Consider the following 17,386-nt stretch of genomic DNA (forward strand, 5'->3'; position numbering starts at 1 on the left):
AGGGAACGCAACGGGCTGGGCGAGGGCTTCTTGTCTTACTGAGCGTTACTGCGCGATGGTTTTCACCGACACGCCGCGCTCGATCGGAGTGGAACGACCGTAGATATCTTCAAAGCGCTCGATATCGTCTTCGCCCAGGTACGAACCCGATTGCACTTCGATGATTTCCAGCGGGATCTTGCCCGGGTTGCGCAGGCGATGCACCGACGCGATCGGGATGTAGGTCGACTGGTTCTCGCACAGCAGGAACACGTTGTCATCGCAGGTCACTTCGGCGGTGCCGCTGACCACGATCCAGTGTTCGGCGCGGTGGTGGTGCATTTGCAGCGACAGGCACGCGCCCGGTTTGACCGAGATGTGCTTGACCTGGAAACGCCCGCCCATGTCCACCGAGTCGTAGGAACCCCACGGACGATAGACTTCGCAGTGGTTCTGGGTTTCGCTGCGGCCCTGTTCGTTGAGGGTGTTGACCATCTGCTTGACGCCCTGGACCTTGTCCTTGTGGGCAATCATCATCGCGTCCTTGGTTTCGACCACGACGATGTTTTCCAGGCCGATCACCGACACCAGTTTGCCGTTGCCGTGGATCATGCAGTTCTTGCTGTCCTGAATCACCACATCACCTTTGGTGACGTTGCCATTGGCGTCTTTCTCGTTGACCTCCCACAGCGACGACCAGCAGCCGACATCGCTCCAGCCCGCGCTCAGTGGCACTACGCAGGCACGCTGGGTTTTTTCCATCACTGAGTAGTCGATGGAGTTGTCCGGGCAGCAGGCGAAAGTCGCTTCGTCCAGCGTGACGGTGTCGGCGTCATGCTCGCTGCGCTCAAGGGTCAGCAGGCAGGTGTCGTAGATGTCCGGGTCGTGCTTTTTCAGCTCTTCGAGGAAGCGGCTGGCGCGGAACAGGAACATGCCGCTGTTCCAGAAGTAACCGCCGGATTGCACGTATTCGGTAGCGCGTTTGACGTCTGGTTTTTCGACGAAGTGCGAGACGCGGCTGACGCCTTCGGGCAGCAGCGAATCAGCGGTGGACTTGATATAGCCGTAGCCGGTTTCCGGTTTGGTCGCCGGTACGCCGAACAGCACCATTTCGCCGTTTTCGGCAGCGACGGTGGCCAGGGCCAATGCACGTTGCAGGGCTTTCTGGTCTTCCAGTACGTGGTCGGCGGGCAGCACCAGCATCAGTTCGTCACGGCCTTCATTGACCAGCATCATCGCGGTCAGCGCCACGGCTGGCGCGGTGTTGCGGCCAAACGGTTCCATCAGGATGCGCTGGCATTCCAGTTTGCGGTTGGCCAACTGCTCGTTGACGATGAAGCGGTGATCTTTGTTGCAGACCACGATCGGGGTGTCCATGCCTTCGAACACCAGGCGTTCCAGGGTTTGCTGGAACAAGGTGTGTTCGCCGGTCAGGGCGAGGAATTGCTTAGGGAACTGCTTACGCGAAAGCGGCCAAAGACGTGAGCCGCTACCACCTGACAAGATCACCGGAATCATATTGTTTACTCCATAAAATCGATTGGGTTAGAGCCACGAACGCTGTGTCGTTTCACTCTTGTTTTTGTTTCGTACCCAGAGACCGCCGCCATTCCCTGTAGGAGCTGCCGAAGGCTGCGATCTGTTGATCTTGATCTGCAAAAGCAAAGTCAAAAGATCGCAGCCTGCGGCAGCTCCTACAGAGGTCAGCGTCTCTGTGGGAAATTGATTAGCGCGTCGACACCGGGCGTTTCACCCAGACTGGCGACAGGCTGCTGCCGGAACCGGTGACGTACAGCACCGCTGCTTCACCGCGTTCCAGGGCAACCGGCTTCACGTCGCCGACTTTCTTGTCGCCTTCGTACAGCGCCAGGCTGACTTTCACCGGGTTGATTTCACGTTCGCCACGGCCCTTGGCAGCCACAGTTTTGACCACTTCAGTCTTGCCGTCGGCAGTCTTCAGGGTCAGCGGCTTGTCGCTGAGGTTCTGCACGCGTACCAGGGATTTCTGCTTGTTCTTGAACGGCGGCTCTTCGATCAGTTGCGGCGCGCCGGAAGCGTTGTTGACCAGTGTGTAGTAGTGATCACCGGCGAGTTTTACCGGCAGGGTCTGGCTGCCGACCTTGGCGCTGTAGTCGCCGCCCGGCATGAAGCTGAAGTCGCTGCTGGCCAGTGGCGCAACATCGCTCAGGTTGGTGCTGCCAACGGTGGCGCTGACTTCAGCGTTGCTGGCGTTATAGATGCGCACGAAGCTCGAACCTTTTGGCGCCGTAGGGCCGTAAAGGGCAGCATCGCCACCAGCGAAGGCGGGTACGGAAAGCACGCTGAGGCCAGCAACCAGAGCGAAGCTTTTAGCGAGACGGCGAGGAGTAGTAGTGAAAGTCATGGTGTACCTCTCTTTCAGTTTTGCGCCCGGTCGGGCGTCTCGGATTTAGTGTTTGCAGCTACGTTTTGTTGGCGTGCGCCGGCTTGTTTAAGCTCTGCGACCCACTGCGGGTCGGCGTCACCGATTTCGTTGTTCACAGGCAGATAACGTTCAGGAAACTCCCAGATCAGCACCTGTGGCGGGCTGTTCTTGAAGTCATCGCTTTTGAGGTAGCTGAGCATCGGCAGGATCGGGCCGTGGCCGTCTTCGGCGTAGCTCACGACGTCGCTGTGCAGCGCTTGTTTCAGCGCACCGACGAAGTTCCAGTTCGGGTTGGCGCTGTAGCTGGTACCGATCAGCGCGACCGGCACTTCGCTGTTGGCGAACAGTGCGTCGTCACCGCCAGGTTGCTCGCCAGCGGCTACGGTGTTGCGCTTTTGCAGCGGCTCTTGCGCCGGCATCAGGTTTTCGAACAGCGGATCAAGCGGCAGGAACAGACGCAGATCGCCCTTGTGCGTGACCTTTTCCGCTGGCGTGGTGACGAAACGCTGCGGCTCGCCGCTGAGCGGGAACTTGTCGGCGATGGTCTTGGCCAGGGTGTTGGCGGCAACTTCGGCACCCTCTGGCGTCCAGTGTGTGTCGGTGCGCAGGAACACTTGCTGACCGTTCTGCTTGGCTTGTTGCAATGGCTTGAGCAGATCGGGCGCAAGGATCTTGTCCGCCGCAACCCGTGCGTGGAAGTCCTCGTAAAGGTTGGCGTGAATGCTCGCCGGTTTCACTTCACCCAGGTGCTCCGGGTACAGACGAACCTTGGCCGGCACGATCGCCATCACCAGTTTCACGCCTTTGTCTTTCAGGGTCTGGCGCACGCCTTCAACCAGCGCGTAGTTGCCTTGCAGGTTCAGCTCTTCGTTGACGATCGGGTTGAATTCCTCATCGCTGTACAACCACTGATCGCGACCGAGCACGACGCCCGGACGACCTTCGTTGAACAGTTTGAAATCCAGCGCGGCCCAGAGGTTGGTGCCCAGACGCTTGATCGGAAACTCTTCGTCGTAATGGGTTTCCACAGCCTTGGTCCAGCGGCCGTTGAGCACCGTCGCGTCGGCGTTGGTGCTGAAGCCGAAGAAGCTGCGAACCGACCACAGACCGAGCACCAGCAAGGTCACCAGGAACAGGGCGATGTAGAAGATGCGTAATGAGCGGGTCATGTCAGATCCCTCAGAACTGGAAGTAAAGGAACGGCGAGAAGCTTTGCGCCGAGAGTTTGAGAATCGAGGCAATGAACAGCAGCAGAATCACGGCGCGCATTGCGTAGCGCGACCAGTCAGCGGTCCAGTAGGCCGGTTGCACCTGGGCTTCGACGCCGACGGTGTAGCCAGGCTCGTGGATGCTTGCCGGGTTATCGCCGGGCACCGCTTTGATCATTCCTGGAGTAGCAGTGGCAGGGCCGTCGGCCTCGACGTTGACTTCAGGTTTGGCCTTGACCGGTGGCTGATTGGTGTACAGATCACGCAGGCCGAAGAACGCCAGCGTCACGTACGCCACCACCAGAGTTGCCACTTGCAGACCGGTGAGGCTGGCCTGATTGAGTTCCGACAACGACCATTCGCCGAAGCTGAACATCGCGCCGTACATGCGACCGGCAACGTGCAGGTTCTCTGCGCGGAAGATCACCCAGCCCATCACCACCAGCAGGAAAGTCAGTGCCCAGCGGATCGGGTTGAGACTGCGTGGCGAGGTGTTCAGGCCCAGCGCTTTCTCGATGGCCAGCCACATGCCGTGCCAGGCGCCCCAGACGATGTAGGTGATGTTCGCGCCGTGCCACAGACCACCCAGAAGCATGGTCAGGAACAGGTTGCGATAGGTCATCAACGTACCTTTACGGTTACCGCCGAGGGTGATGTACAGGTAGTCACGCAGCCAGGTGGACAGGCTGATGTGCCAGCGACGCCAGAACTCGGTGATCGACTGACTGATGTACGGCTGCTTGAAGTTTTCCATGAAGCGAAAACCCATCATCAGACCCAGACCAATCGCCATGTCGCTGTAACCGGAGAAGTCGAAATACAGTTGCGCGGTGTACGCCAGCGCACCCAGCCAGGCATCGCCCGTGGTCGGGTTTTGCAGGGCGAAGCAGTGGTCGGCAACTACCGCCAGGGTGTCGGCGATGAAGACCTTCTTGATGAAACCCTGCATGAACCGCGTGCAGCCCTCGGAGAACTTGTCGAGGGTGTGCGTACGGTTGTTGAACTGATCGGCGAGGTCACGGAAACGCAGAACCGGGCCGGCAATCAGGTGCGGGAAGATCGCCACGAATGCCGCGAAGTCGATCAGGTTGCGCGTCGCTGGGGTGTCACCGCGATACACGTCGATGATGTAGCTGATCGACTCGAAAATGTAGAACGAGATACCGATCGGCAATAGCACGTGGGTCAGGATGAACGGCGACAGACCGACCGAGGTCATCATCGCGTTGATGCTGTCGACGCCGAAGTTGGCGTACTTGAAGTAGCCGAGGATGCACAGATCCACTGCCACGCCGAGCAACAGCCAGCGTTGCGCCGGTTTGGTCCGCACGCCGGCAGCACCGACTTTCAGGCCGATCCAGTAGTTCCACAACGTGACGGCAGCGAACAGCGCCAGGAAGTCCACTCGCCACCACGCATAGAACACGTAGCTGGCGAGTAGCAGCAGCAGATTGCGATAACGAATCCCGCTCAGGTAGTACATGCCGAGAAAGATCGGCAAGAACAGAAACAGGAATACGTTGGATGAAAATACCATCCCGATCTCTCCAGTTTTAACCAACAGTCAAGGGCCAAAGCCCCCCCAAACCCCCCACCGAAAAACCGGAGGGCCAACTCAAATCTCAAACCTGATACCTACCCCTGTAGGAGCTGCCGGAGGCTGCGATCTTTTGATCTGGATCTTTAAAAAACAGGATCAAAAGATCGCAGCCTTCGGCAGCTCCTACAGGGTTTTGTGTTTGGCCTAGGAGCCCTTGTCGCCCTTTTCGTGGGACGGGTCGTAGACCTTGGTCAGATCCCCGCCAAGGCGGAAGGTCTTGAACGGTTGCATGCCGTGCTTCTTCTCGATCACATCGGCCGGGCAGGTGTAGAGGGTGCAGAACGGTTCGAGCCAGGCGAATTTGGAGTCGACTTTGAGGTCGTCCATGTCTTGCTCTTTGCCGTTCTTCTTCTCGAATTCATCCGGGTCTTTCACACCCGACAGCACCCGATCACCCAGACGTTTCAGCGCACCGTTGTTTTCCTGACGCAGATCGACACCGTTGACCTGCGCAAAACTGGCGATCATCGCCAGCGGCGGCAGGGCGTAGTTGTGGTAGGCGAGGGCGCGTTGCTGGCGCTTGAGTTCGTTGGGCAGGAAACCGTCGGCATCAACCTGATTCACGCCGACCTTGTATTCCTTCACCGCCCAGTCAAACAGGTCGCGACGGTTGGTGGCGATGGACGTCGCCATTACCGACCATGCCGCCCAGTACGAATGGTTGTTGGTTTTTTCCAGCGGCAGGTTGTCCCAATCGCTGACGACCTGGTCGGCCATTTTGCTGAACCACGCCTCGATCAACTGCGCTTGCTGCTGATGCTGCGCCAGCGGATGCGAGTCGGAGAATTTCAGGCGAATGTACGAAGAGGCCATGCTGCCCAGCGCCCATTTGCGCATCGACTTGCCGGTGTGGTTGAAGTCTTTCGACATCAAGGCGTCAGCCTTGGCCCAAGCGGTCAGCCAGTTGAGCGTGCATTCGAGCTGCTCCGGGCGACCGTCGCGCATGAATTGCATCACGCGTTTAGCGGTGCCGCGTTCCAGCGTGGTGATGTCTTTGGTAGTGTCGCGGAAGGCTTTTTCCGACTGCACGTTCAGGGTCGAACGGGCCTTGTCCGAGCCTTCGTATTTGCTGCGAAATTGCAGCGCGCCGGTGTACGGCGTCGGCATTGCATCGCAGCCTTCGCTTTTGTCGCCAGTCTTGAATTTATCCACAGGGGCGAAATAGCCCTGAGGTGGACGCAGCGGCGCGGCGGCCTGCGCGGTGCCGGCGAAGATCGCCAGCCCGAGCAGCGTCGGCGCTAAAAGAGTTTTCAATTTCGGATTTCGCATAGCAGACCTCATTGCCCGGCCTGAGCGGTTTGTTGCCCAGCGCCCGGGAATACGTTGCGTTTGCAGATTTTCGCTTCGACTTTCTGTGGCGCGGCGCCCGCTTCCGGGCCCTGGACTTCGACTGCCAGCAGGTTTTGCGAGGCCCAGTCTTCGTCCGTGCGCAACTCAAAGGCGAAACGACCGTCGGTGTCGGAGGTTTCCGGCTTCTCGATCTTGATGTCCTCGTGGCGACCGTTCATGTACCAGAGGGTGGCTTGCAGGGTTTTCACCGAGGTGTCGGCGAAGCGAATATCGACCTGATGGCTGCTGTTCTGCAGGTTCAGGTTCTTGCTGTTGACCATTAGTTCTTGCTTGCTGCCCGGCTTCAGTGTGGCGCTGCCGGTCATCTGTGCATCTTTGCCTTCGCAGCCGTTGTCGAGCAGTGCCATCATCTGGCGGTAGATGGTTTCCTGGTCGAGGCGATACAGCGGCGAGAATTCCCAGATGAGAATTTTCGGCGGGGTTTTCTGGAACTCGTCGCTGCCCAGGTACTGCAACATCGAGCCTTCCAGACCACCGCCCGGGAACGCGACGTTGAGGATGTCGGCGCCAATCGACTCTTCGAGGAAACCGGCGAAGTTGTAGTTCTTGCCGCTGTGCGAGGTGCCGACCAGGGTGATTTGCGGGTTGCCGGAATCACCGAACAGGTCGCCGTCGCCCGCTTCGCCTTTCGGCTCGGTGGTGAACTGGTCCATGTACTGGATCGCGTAACTGGTGCCGCACAGTTGCCCGGCCATGTTGTGCAGGGTGCCGGTCTTGCCCATGCGCCCGGATTTCTTGGTCTCGAACTCACGCTTGGGAATGTCGGCGAAGGCCGGGATCTGCTTGACCTTCTCGGCGACGATTTTCGCCGTGCGCTGCGCGCCGTATGGCGTCCAGTGCTGGTCGCCACGGAAGTAGAAATCGTGGGCGGGCAGGGTGTCCGGCAGCGATTCGTTGGTCAGCGGCGACAAGTCCGGCACCACGTAACCCATCTTGGCGAAACGGCCGAGCATGGTCTTGTAGTTGCCCAACGCTTTTTCGTAATCGAACGCGGCTTTTTCCTGCGGGTTGAGTTTGTTGCGGTTCACCAGGCCACGGGTCGGCTGATAAACGATCACCAGCTCGACGCCTTTGCTCTTGAACGCGTCGTGCAGTTGCTGCATGCGTTTGTAGCCGGCCGGGGTGGTGTTGAACTCGGTGCGCAGGTCTTCTTGCGTACGGAACAACCAGTCGCCTTGCGCCTGTACCAGCGTGGTGAAGTTCTGCTGATAGCGCGTGGTGTAGTTCTTCGCGTCATGCGCTTCCGGGCACAGGTTGCAGCACGGATCAGCTGTGAACTTGGGCGGTGTGACGGCGCTGGCTTCATCTGCGCGGGCGCCATTGCTGGCCGCCAGAATGCCCATGGTCAGGGCCGACAGGCTGAGTAATTTGATCAAGTGTGGGTGCATAAAATTATCCTCAGTCCTGCATTTCGGTCTGGCGTTCGACAGGGTCGATCAGCACGGCTTTCTGCTGGCGCACCAGCAGGTCAAGAATTTCATCCTGGCGCTCGCCGAGGATGCCGTTGAAGCTGATGCCGCTGGATTTGGTCGGCGCCAGCATCGATACGCGATACAGCTCAACACTCAAGGGCGAGTCGATCGACAACGGACCGCTGCCATTGGCCGCCAGTTCACCGCCGACCACGATCAGCGATACCTGCGCATCGAACGGATCGAGCTTGATGTCGCGGTCGGTGTCGGTCAGGTCTTTGATGTGGCCGTAGACGCCGGTCAGACCGTTGGCCATGGCGATGTTTTCGTAGAGGCGGATGTTCACGCTGTTACGAATGCGGATGCCGTGGCGCTTGTTGCTGATGACCTTGTTGCCCCACAGCAGATTGTCGGCAGACTCGTAGAGGGTGATGCCGTCGGTGTGGTTCTTGTAAATCTCGTTGTAGGCGATGATGTTGTTGACGCTGTTCCGGTCGATCACCAGGCCCGAGAGTTTGTTGTCGTAGCTTTTGTTGTTGAAGATGAAGCTGTCGTTCACTTCACGGGAAATGATGATCCCGTGCTTCTTCTTCGTACCGTAAACGGTGTTCTCGGCAATGATCAGGCCGTGCGAACGGTCGTGTGGGTCGATGCCGTAGACGATGTTGTCTTTGTAGGTGTTGCCCTTGACCACGAAGTCGCGGGTCTCGTAGCAGTAGAAGCCGTACCACATGTCCGAGAACTCGGAACCGACGATCCAGCCAGTCGGCTCGGCGCGCTTGAGGACCTTGGCCATGTTGGGTGTGTACTGGGAAATACTCACGCCGTACGACTTACTGTTGGCGTAGCCGAAGCTGGCCATCTTGCTGTTGACGATGTAAGTCTCGGTGCCACCCCAGGCGAGCAGGAACGGGCGGAATTCTTTCGGCGAACGGAAGGTTGCCGGGCCGTTTTCCTTCTCGCGCCAGCCAGTGATTTTGGTATCACGCACGAACAGCTGACCGTCGTTGACCAGGAACGAACCGGCCTCTTGGGACAGGCGCAATTCCTGAGTCTGGCCGTCGATTTCGAGGATGCCCTTGCGGCCAACCACGATCGGCAACTTCGCCAGGTACACGCCCGGCGATGTTTCGCTGAAGTACTGTTTGGGCAGTTTCTTCGCCAGATCCTTGAGGTTCATGTAGCCGTCGTCGACGAAGATCGCCTGCGGAATACCGTGCTGACGCACCACCCACTCGGCCATCTTGTTGTCGCCGCCGATGAAGTCCTTCAGAGCGTCTTCCTGCATCATCCGGCGCACACTGACCTTGCCCGCCTTGCTGCGAACGATCTTCGCGGCGGCGGCTTCGGCGGTGTAGCCGGAGATGTCCGGCAGTGTCGGCGCGGCCAGGTTCAGCGCCTCGGTCGGTGCGCTGCTGACGGTGTAGGTCTTGGCTTGTTGCAGCTCTTTCGCCGTGGTCGCTGGCTTCGCCGGCTCCACGCTGGCGAAGGCGCCTGCCGAGGCCAGCAGCATCGCGCCGGCCAGCAGGCTGAGTGAGCCTTTGCGGGCACTGTTCATGTCGGGCACTCCCTTGGCGGTTGGCATCAGAAGCGCCAGATCACGTCGATGAACGCGCGGTGCATGTACGAATCAACCTGCTTGCCGTAGGCATCGCCCGGCTTGAACACGCCGCCACGGAAACGCACCAGGGCCGAAGGCTCATCGATCGACTGGCTCAATGCGGCCGGCAACAGGCCTTGCTTGAAGTACTTGGTGACGACCAGATCCATCTCCTGACCCATGTCCTTGTTGCCGTCTTCAAGCGGCAACGAGGTGCTGGACAAGATTGCGCCGGTGACGTCGTCGGTGTTGTTCTCGACGGCGTTGATACCGTTGCTGCCGACTGGCTTGTTGCCGTCGACGCGCCAGAATTTGTGGTAGATCAGGCTGGCGTCGTACTCGTCGTTGAGCATCCACGAGCCGAACAACGTAGCGGTCTGCATGTTGTTCATTTCGCCACGGAACGCTTCGCCGAAACGGTGAACGCGTGAACGTGTACCGGTGTAGTTCGAGCGGTTGCTTTCCAGACCGGTCTGTTCGTAATCGGCGCTGGCGCGGGCATACGCGGCACCGACTTGCCATTGCGGATCGAGGCGCAGACGCACACCGATGTCAGTGGCCCAGCCGTTGACGTCATCGCTGCGTTTGGCTTGCGTCGGGCGGCTGCCATCGGCGTTCAGCGCGTTGACCGTGTCGCGGTCGCCGCTCATACCGGTGATGCTGCCCCAGTAGTTGACGGTGTTGGTGTTGCGCCAGTTGTAGGCATCGCTGTCGGCAGTCAGGCCAATCCAGCTGATGTCGCCATTCTCTTTCTTGTCCAGCGAATCGCCGGCAACGCCGGGTTCTGGATAGTCGAGTTTGCCGTCATCGTGAGTATGGTGACCGCGAATCCCGACCCAGTTGCCCGGTGTCCACTGATAGGCAGCATCGGCGTAGGCGTGCAGGCGATCCTTGTCTTTCGGCGCCAGCTCTTTGAGGTCAGTGCGGTACTCGCTGAAGCGTTCGGCAACACCGGCGTTGGCACGCAACAGGGTGGTGTCGAAGGTCCAGTTCAGCGCTTCGATGTTGGTGTCGCGCCATTGGCCGTCGTCATTGCGCAGGCGCTGGCGACCGAGCTTGAGCATCTCGCCCGGGTAAGGCGTGAGGCCGCTGTAGCCGACCCAGAATTCGCGCATCGCCAGGTAGTTTTTCTTGGTCTTGCGATCACCGTTGTCGGTGGTCTGGGTGCCGTCGCTGTCGGACTGCTGCAGGGTGTCGGTCTCGATGATGTCGGTCGAGGTCACCGCTTGGCCCATGGCGTAGGCGCTCCACGCGCCGCTCTCGCCGTAGACCCAAGGACGCAGGTCGAGGCCGACGCCGTTGACGTCGCCGCCGCTGGCGGTACCGAGGTCACGGTCGTCTTCGGACTGGCCGGTGATTTTCACTTCCAGGCCGAAGTTTTTGCTTTCAGTCATCGCGGCCAGTGTCGGGCAAGACCAGATCAGCGCGAATGTGAGGCCAATGCCGGCCTTCACGAATGGATTGAGCTTCATAGTTTTTCCTCGCCGTCTTCTTCTTGCAGGGCGTGCAGTTGCAGCGTGTTCGGGTTCAGGGCGCCACGGCTGGCCTGTTCCTGTTGCAGCAGGCGCTGGGCTTCGGCCAGACGCTCGGGCGGCAATTGGGCAGCGATGGTGGTCGCCAGTTCATCGGCTTGCGGCGTGTTTTGTGCCTTGGCCAGTTGGCTGAAGACATACGCGTTGAGCGGGTCGGGCTTGGTGCCTTTGCCTTGGGAGAACAGTTGGGCGATGGCGAAGTCGGCGCTGTTCTGGCCGTTGCGTGCAGCGGTCAGCAGATGGTCGAGAGCCTTCTGCGGGTAAACCTTGCCCAGGTAACCACGGCGATAGATCTGGCCGAGGTAATAGTCGGCGGCGACTTCACGGCCGACGGCTTTCTGGAAATGTTCTTCGGCGACTTTCGCATCGGCCGGAACCACTTTGCCTTCGTAGTAGAGCTTGCCCAGCAACAGTTCGGCGCGTGGCTGGTCGGCGGCGCGGCCGTTGTCCAGGTACTTCATCATTTGGTCGACATCGCCCAGTTCGGGGAAGTCGTAAAGCAATTGCGCGAGGGTGACCCACGACGCCGGGTAGCCCGGAGCGATTGGCTCAAGCAGCGACTGCGCGGTTTTTTCGTCAGTCTTGCCCAAGGTCGCATCGGCCAGCACACGGGCAACCGAATCGACGCGCTGCGCAGTGACGGTGCCACGGCTGTAAGCGGCCTGCATTTGCTTGATCAGCTCGGCCTGTTGTTCTGGCTGGGCACGTTTCTGATAGACCGTGGCCAGTTCGACGTAGCAGATGTCGGTGGTGTTGAGCGCGGCTTTGCAGATTGTTTCCACGTCATCCAGATGCTGGTCGTAAGTGCCCTGGGTGCGATACAGCAGCACCTGCGCCAGACCTGCTTCCGGGTAGCCGGATTTGCGCCACTGATCGATCTGCTGCTGAGCGTTGATGTTCGGGAAGCTGTGCGGGTATTGCAGGTAGAGCATCGCCAGCGGGATCAACGTGTTGCCTTCGCCATTGGCGGCGGCTTTTTTCAGCAGGGTTTCGGCTTCGTGGTGCTCGGCTTCGGTCGAACCGGGCTTGGCCACCAGCAAGCGACCCAGACGTGCCTGAGCACGCGGCGAAACACTGGCCGCTGCGCGATAGGTCGCTTCGGCCTGTTTCATTTGCGCTGGGTCGCGGCTGTCGACCTGGATATCAGCGAGGCCCACTTGCGCTTCGCTGTAGCCCAGATCGGCCAGTTGCTGATAATTCTGCGCAGCGGTGGCGGTATCGCCACGCTTGAGCGCTTCGTTGGCCAGGCGCTGATCGGGCAGGCCGGCGCAACCGGCCAGACTGACTGCCAATGCCAAGGCACACACTGATCCTTTGTGGGAGCTGGCTTGCCAGCGATTCAGGCGACTCGGTGTTTCAGCTGGACCACATTGATCCGATCGCTGGCAAGCCAGCTCCCACAGGGATCGTGGCGTTCTGAAAAGACTGGTGATAGTCACAGGCATGTCCTCGACTTAAAGACCGGCAGCCATGGCTTTGTCGATCAGCCAGTTCAGGTTCGGGCCACGGTCGCTGTTCACTTCCACCGGGCGGCCGGCGAGGCTGCTGTCGAGCGACTCGTCAGGCTTGATCTGCACGCGGATGTCGGAGGACAGGTCGGCGCTTTTCAGGCTGGTGCTGCTGACGATCTTGCCGGTGCGGATCTTGTCTTCGCCGGCGATCTGGAAGCTCACCGGGGTGCCCGGACGCACGTCGCCGAACTGGCGATAGGAGAAGCGTGCTTCCACATTGGCCTCGGTGTTGCGCGGCACCAGTTGGAAGATCACATCGCCCTTGCTCGCGTATTGACCGTCAGCCACCAGTTGCTGGGCCACGGTGCAATCGCATGGCGAGGTGAGGGTGCCGGTCATTTGCTTGCCGAACAGTTCTTCAACCTTGGCGGGCGACAGTTGATCTTCCTGCATGTGGCCCTTGAGCACGTCGAGCATGCTGGTGCTGAAGGTCGCCAGTGGCGCGCCTTTGGCCGCAACGCCGTCGGACTTGATCAGGCTCTGCACGGTGCCGTCACGCGGCATGGTGATGTTCATGCCCGGCACGCTGACCAGACCGGCCTGTGCATGGCTGACGAAGTACATGCCGTACACCGATTTGGCAATGAAACCCGCCGCGATCAGACCGACCGCGAAGATCCCGGCGCTGAACGTCACGGCTTTCAGACGCCCGAACGGGGTCATGCCGTGGCCGCCGTCCTTGACCTTGCGCGCCTTGGTGAAGTTGTCGCGCTGCAGGGTCGCCAGTACTTCACCCATGCTGACGATGTCGCCAGCCAGGTGCGAAGTGATCAGGTGGCGCAGGGTGGAAATATCCTGCGGCTCAAGGTTCTGAAACTGGCAACCCGCGCGGCCGGTCTGGCGGTCAAAGGAACGCACTTGCAATTCGACGTCCATGGCCAGGCCAAGGTTGTCGATGACGAATTGCAGACGCGCCTTGTACACCTCGCCGATAGTCAGCGGCAGTTGGCCGGCGTTGAACGCCAGGCCACCGGCGGACAGGTCGAGGACCCGCGCCTCCATCGGCGTCCGGTCGGGGCCGAAGAAACGCAGTTTGGCCGGGATTTTCACTCGGGCGTGCTGGCGCTGGGCTTCGGATTCATGCACTACGTTGGCGTTGACGGCGGTATTCATAGGGGCGATTTCCTTGTTAATTCAATAGGGGCGGGTCAGACCATCATCAGCAGCACGGCGACGAAAATGCTGCCGGCGGAGAAGGTCATGGTCCGAGACGACCAAGTGTTGAACCAACGTTGAAAGCTGGCGAGATCACGGGTCAGGGAAGTGGGCTGGCGAGTCCAGGATTGTTGGTCGAGGCGGAAGAACACGTAGATCTTCACCAACGCACCGACGATCTGGTTGTAATAAAGAATCGCCGGGTAAGCCGGGCCGATCCGGTGACCGGAGCAGGACAACAGCAGCGTCAGAATCAGGCGGGTGATGCCGATCCACAGCAGGTACACCAGGATGAACGCGGTGCCGTACTTGAAGCTGGCGATGATTGCCACGGTCAGGCCGAGCAGCGACGTCCACATCGACACGCGCTGGTCGAACAGCACCACCGAGGTGAAGGCGCCGAGGCGTTTCACACCCAGGCCCAGCGCACGCGAGTTCTGGCGCAGGTTGTTGCCGTACCAGCGGAACATCAGTTTGCGGCTGGCCTTGATGAAGCTCTTTTCCGGCGGGTGTTCCACGGTGTGGATCGCCGCGTCCGGCACATAGAACGTGTCGTAGCCAAGACGCATCAGGCTGAACCAGCTGGACTTGTCGTCGCCGGTCAGAAACTTGAAGCGGCCCAGGCGCCAGTGTTGCAGCGAGTCGCTTTCCACATCGGCGATGAAGTCTGGATTGGTCACCACGGAGGCGCGGAATACCGACATCCGGCCGGTCATGGTCAGGACGCGTTTGGACAGGGCCATCGAGCACATGTTGATGTGGCGCTGGGCGAAACGCAGCTTGTGCCATTCGCTCATGATGTAGCCGCCGCGCACTTCGCAGAACTCGTTGGTGGTCAGGCCGCCGACGTTGCCGAACAGCTGGAACCACGGCACGGTTTTGCGCACTACGCCTTCGGCGAGCACGGTGTCGCCATCGATCACGGCGACGACGGCGCGGTCGTCCGGCAAGTGACGGGAGATGGCGCGGAAACCGTAGGCCAGGCCATCGCGTTTGCCGGTGCCGGGAATGCGCACGAAGTCGAGTTTCACTCGATCCGGCGGATTCATTCGCGCCCACAGCGCTTTGACCAGCAACTCATCGGACATTTCGACGATGGAGCAGACCATGGTGGTCGGCAGTCCGCAGTCGATCGCTTCGCGGATCACCGAGCTGTAGACCTGCGCTGTGGTCAGCGCGTCGATACGAAAACTGGTGACCATCAGGTACACGTGCGACGGATCTGCCGCCTTGCCCAGCTTGCGCACTTTACGGCGCAGGTGCGGGTAGACGATGTAGAGAAAAATCATGCCGCGCACAAAGTGCGTTGCACCCATCGAGTAGCGCCAGATACCCACGGCGCCAATCAGGAAAATGAAGTCCTTCGACTCGGAGTCGAATGTGGACGTGGGCAGCATCAAGGCCAGGCCCATCAGCAGACTGAGATAAAAAAGCCAGCCGGCGGATTGCAGAAAAAAATGTTTGAGCTTGTTCGACATGACCGTCATCCGAAGGTGAGAAGGCTTCAAGCCGCAAGCTGCGAGCTGCAAGCAAAACGCTTTGGCTTGCAGCTCGAGGCTTGTCGCTTAGGGCTGCTTTACCAGCAGATACCTTCGGTACGGGTGCCAGCGTCGGTGGCTTTGGCCATGAAGCCGACCAGGTCGATGACCTGTTTGCCGTCCGGTGCTTGCTGAGCCAGCGCACGGAACTTCTCGTCGCGGTTGCCGAGGATGATCACGTCGGAGTTGTCGATCACCGAGTCGAAGTCCGAATTGAGCAGGGACGACACGTGCGGGATTTTCGACTCGATGTAGTCCTTGTTCGCGCCGTGAACACGGGCGTACTCGACGTTGCTGTCGTAGATGCTCAGGTCGTAACCCTTGCCGATCAGCATTTCAGCCAGTTCCACCAGCGGGCTTTCGCGCAGGTCGTCGGTGCCGGCCTTGAAGCTCAAGCCGAGCAGGGCGACTTTGCGTTTGTCGTGGCTTTCAACGATGTCGAAGGCGTTCTGCACTTGCGATTCGTTGCTGCGCATCAGCGAGTTGAGCAGTGGCGCTTCGACGTCCAGCGAACCTGCGCGGTAGGTCAGGGCGCGGACGTCTTTCGGCAGGCACGAACCGCCGAAAGCGAAGCCTGGACGCATGTAGTACTGGGACAGGTTGAGGGTCTTGTCTTGGCAAACGACGTCCATCACTTCACGGCCATCGACGCCGACCGCTTTGGCGATGTTGCCGATCTCGTTGGCGAAGGTCACTTTGGTGGCGTGCCAGACGTTGCAGGTGTACTTGATCATTTCGGCAACGGCGATGTCCTTGCGGATGATCGGTGCGTCGAGTTCTTCGTACAGCGATTGCAGAACGTCGCCCGAGGCCTTGTCGAACTCGCCGATAACGGTCATCGGTGGCAGGTCGTAGTCGGCGATCGCGGTGGATTCACGCAGGAACTCAGGGTTGACCGCAACGCCGAAATCGACGCCAGCCTTTTTCCCGGAGCAGTCTTCGAGGATCGGGATGACAACGTTTGCGACAGTGCCCGGCAGTACGGTGCTGCGCACCACGATGGTGTGGCGGGTGGTCTTGTCACGCAGAACAAAACCGATCTCGCGGCACACGGCCTCGATGTAGTTCAGTTCCAGGTCGCCATTCTTTTTGCTCGGCGTGCCGACGCAAATCATCGACAGGTCGGTATCGCGAATCGCTTCGGCGAAGTTGGTCGTACCGCGCAGACGTCCGTTCTGAATACCTTGCTGCAACAGTTCGCCCAGACCCGGCTCAACAATGGGAGATTTGCCAGCGTTGATCATGTCGATCTTGTCTTTGGCTACATCGACGCCAACCACGTCATGGCCCCGTGCAGACAGGCAACCGGCACACACTGCGCCAACGTAACCCAAACCAAATATGCTGATGCGCATCGCAATTACCTCTGTATATATCAGGCCACTAGAGGGCCGGAGTTAATGGTGTTCAGCGTTCGTTAGTGCACTCGAAAGTGCGACGCACAGGCGCAACAATGCCGTGTGCAGGCATACTAAGTTTCGAGTGTCTAAATAAGTGCACTCAAGATGTGCGCAACCAGGCCTTGTTGTTATGGCATGCCCTGTTATGCAGCCGATCTTCATTGGTGAAGACCTTGGTGCAATCGTTTTTACGCGCTTGATGTCAGGTGGAAGCCTTGTAGATCAAGCGGTTGGGTGCTCAGGCGAGCACGTTTATAGGGGCGTGGCCATGGCCTTGCAGGGGATATTAATGGTGCGTATCTCCTGACCTTCAGTTTGCTTTCAGACTAGTTAGTCATCTAGGCAAGTTGCTGTGACAACTTGGTTACATGACTATCTGTCTAGCGTAAGTTATCTCGTACAAACTCGGCGAGAATCGTTACCGGTGGTATGAGCTATGCATTTGGACGAAGTTCCTGTCCGCTCATCGCGAAATCTGAAATTTCTTGAAATATTGTCGAAGATGGCACTAGTCTCAATTTGATGGCACCTTCGTTTCCGACCTTTATTAACAGGCGAATAATCACGTTAGATAGTTTTGTGCCACTACAGTGAAAAAAATTAGGTGCCACTACTGAAAAAAATGATCAGTGTCGAGTGAAACTAATATTAGAAAAGAGGCTGTTGATTTTATGGCGCCATAAAAATGGCGATATGT

Annotated in this window: 12 protein-coding genes; all 12 read right to left on the reverse strand. The window is 59.2% G+C overall.

Annotation, left to right across the window (positions count from 1 at the left end):
- Positions 1-45: 45 nt before the first annotated feature.
- The 12 genes from ICA16_RS21215 to ICA16_RS21270 all read right to left on the reverse strand — a co-directional run bounded on the left by ICA16_RS21215 (position 46) and on the right by ICA16_RS21270 (position 16,644).
- Entirely contained in the window at positions 46-1,497 is a 1,452-nt protein-coding gene (locus ICA16_RS21215; protein ID WP_150603712.1) for a mannose-1-phosphate guanylyltransferase/mannose-6-phosphate isomerase, read from the reverse strand.
- 208 nt (positions 1,498-1,705) lie between these two features.
- Positions 1,706-2,362: an alginate O-acetyltransferase AlgF gene (locus ICA16_RS21220; protein ID WP_042557747.1), complete on the reverse strand. Its 657-nt coding sequence runs from the start codon at positions 2,360-2,362 to the stop codon at positions 1,706-1,708.
- A 14-nt stretch (positions 2,363-2,376) separates the two neighbouring features.
- Positions 2,377-3,552: an alginate O-acetyltransferase gene (locus ICA16_RS21225; RefSeq protein WP_150603714.1), complete on the reverse strand. Its 1,176-nt coding sequence runs from the start codon at positions 3,550-3,552 to the stop codon at positions 2,377-2,379.
- Positions 3,553-3,562: 10 nt separating this feature from the next.
- Positions 3,563-5,128, reverse strand: coding sequence for an MBOAT family O-acyltransferase (locus ICA16_RS21230; RefSeq protein ID WP_150594969.1), 1,566 nt, complete (start codon positions 5,126-5,128; stop codon positions 3,563-3,565).
- 207 nt (positions 5,129-5,335) lie between these two features.
- On the reverse strand, positions 5,336-6,460 hold the full coding sequence (locus ICA16_RS21235) for a mannuronate-specific alginate lyase (protein ID WP_210701466.1): 1,125 nt from the start codon (positions 6,458-6,460) through the stop codon (positions 5,336-5,338).
- 8 nt (positions 6,461-6,468) lie between these two features.
- On the reverse strand, positions 6,469-7,929 hold the full coding sequence (locus ICA16_RS21240) for an alginate O-acetyltransferase (RefSeq protein WP_210701468.1): 1,461 nt from the start codon (positions 7,927-7,929) through the stop codon (positions 6,469-6,471).
- A 10-nt stretch (positions 7,930-7,939) separates the two neighbouring features.
- On the reverse strand, positions 7,940-9,511 hold the full coding sequence (gene algG / locus ICA16_RS21245) for a mannuronan 5-epimerase AlgG (protein ID WP_150617196.1): 1,572 nt from the start codon (positions 9,509-9,511) through the stop codon (positions 7,940-7,942).
- 26 nt (positions 9,512-9,537) lie between these two features.
- Entirely contained in the window at positions 9,538-11,025 is a 1,488-nt protein-coding gene (locus ICA16_RS21250; RefSeq protein ID WP_150603718.1) for an alginate export family protein, read from the reverse strand.
- The gene (gene algK / locus ICA16_RS21255) at positions 11,022-12,530 is read right to left on the reverse strand and encodes an alginate biosynthesis TPR repeat lipoprotein AlgK (RefSeq protein ID WP_210701469.1); all 1,509 of its coding nucleotides are present in this window, start codon (positions 12,528-12,530) and stop codon (positions 11,022-11,024) included. The genes ICA16_RS21250 and algK overlap by 4 nt, the downstream gene beginning before the upstream one ends.
- Before the next feature lie 9 nt (positions 12,531-12,539).
- A complete protein-coding gene (locus tag ICA16_RS21260; protein WP_150603720.1) occupies positions 12,540-13,709 on the reverse strand; it encodes an alginate biosynthesis protein Alg44 in 1,170 nt (389 codons plus the stop codon).
- A gap of 35 nt (positions 13,710-13,744) precedes the next feature.
- On the reverse strand, positions 13,745-15,229 hold the full coding sequence (alg8, locus tag ICA16_RS21265; RefSeq protein WP_412071142.1) for a mannuronan synthase: 1,485 nt from the start codon (positions 15,227-15,229) through the stop codon (positions 13,745-13,747).
- A 98-nt stretch (positions 15,230-15,327) separates the two neighbouring features.
- Positions 15,328-16,644: a nucleotide sugar dehydrogenase gene (locus ICA16_RS21270; protein ID WP_150603721.1), complete on the reverse strand. Its 1,317-nt coding sequence runs from the start codon at positions 16,642-16,644 to the stop codon at positions 15,328-15,330.
- Between the last annotated feature and the right edge of the window lie 742 nt (positions 16,645-17,386).

It is taken from the genome of Pseudomonas anatoliensis, assembly GCF_017976235.1.
In the GTDB taxonomy this organism is placed as follows: domain Bacteria; phylum Pseudomonadota; class Gammaproteobacteria; order Pseudomonadales; family Pseudomonadaceae; genus Aquipseudomonas; species Aquipseudomonas anatoliensis.